Origin of the sequence: Streptomyces sp. AcH 505, from assembly GCF_000818175.1 — a bacterium.
Taxonomy (GTDB): Bacteria; Actinomycetota; Actinomycetes; order Streptomycetales; family Streptomycetaceae; genus Streptomyces.
The window spans coordinates 5,603,589-5,604,571 of record NZ_JTIY01000001.1 but is presented as its reverse complement, the minus strand read 5'-3'; the positions used below and the strand labels follow the sequence as shown (position 1 = coordinate 5,604,571).

1 protein-coding gene is annotated in these 983 nt (G+C 75.2%); it reads left to right on the top strand.

Translation table 11 applies throughout. The features are described 5' to 3' along the window. On the top strand, positions 1 to 983 hold a 983-nt coding region (locus HY68_RS25190), incomplete at both ends, for a bifunctional phosphatase PAP2/diacylglycerol kinase family protein (RefSeq protein WP_041997102.1).

Genomic DNA, 983 nt, shown 5'->3' with positions numbered 1-983 from the left:
CCAGCCGATCACCACGTCGTTCCCTTCCGGGCACGCGGCGTCGGCCGCCGCCTTCGCGACGGGCGTCGCCCTGGAGTCCAAGGGCTGGGGCGCCGCCGTGGCGCCGCTGGCCGCTTCCGTCGCCCTGTCCCGGGTCTACACGGGCGTCCACTACCCGAGCGACGTGGTGGTGGGCGCGGCGCTCGGCGTCGGGGCCGCCTTCGCGGTGCGCGGGATCGTACCGACCCGCTCGCAGCTGCCCTCGCCGGGCCGTCCGTACGCCGAGGCGCCCGCGCTGCCGGGCGGTGAGGGTCTGGTGGTCGTGGTGAACCGGGCGTCCGGTTCGGCCGGGCTCGCCACGCTGCTGACCGACGCGCTGCCGCGCGCCGAGGTGGTGGAGTGCGAGCCGCAGGAGGTGCGCGGGGCGCTGGAGAAGGCGGCGGAGCGCTGCCGCGCGCTCGGTGTACTCGGCGGCGACGGGACGATCAACCGGGCGGCCGTCGTGGCCGTGGAGCACGGGCTGCCGCTGGCGGTCTTCCCCGGCGGCACGTACAACCACTTCGCCTACGACCTGGGCATCGAGGACGTCCATGACACCGTCAGGGCGCTGGCGGCGGGTGACGCGGTCCGGGTCGACCTGGGCCGGTTCAGTCCGGGTCTCGGCGGGGCGAAGTCGGGGTTCTTCCTCAACACCTTCAGCCTGGGCGTCTATCCGGAGCTGGTCAGGGAGCGGGAACGCTGGGCGTCACGGATCGGCGGCTGGCCCGCCGGGGTGCTGGCGGCGGCGAAGGTGCTGCGCGGCGAGCAGCCGCTGCACGCGGAGTTCGACGGCAGGAAGCGCGCGCTGTGGATGATGTTCGTGGGCAACGGCATGTACCGCCGGATGGGCCCGACGCCGGGGCACCGGCGCGATCTGGCGGACGGTCTGCTCGACGTACGGATCGTGCACGGCGGCCGGGTGCCGGGCGCACGGCTGCTCGCCGCCGTGCTGGCGGGTCCGCTCA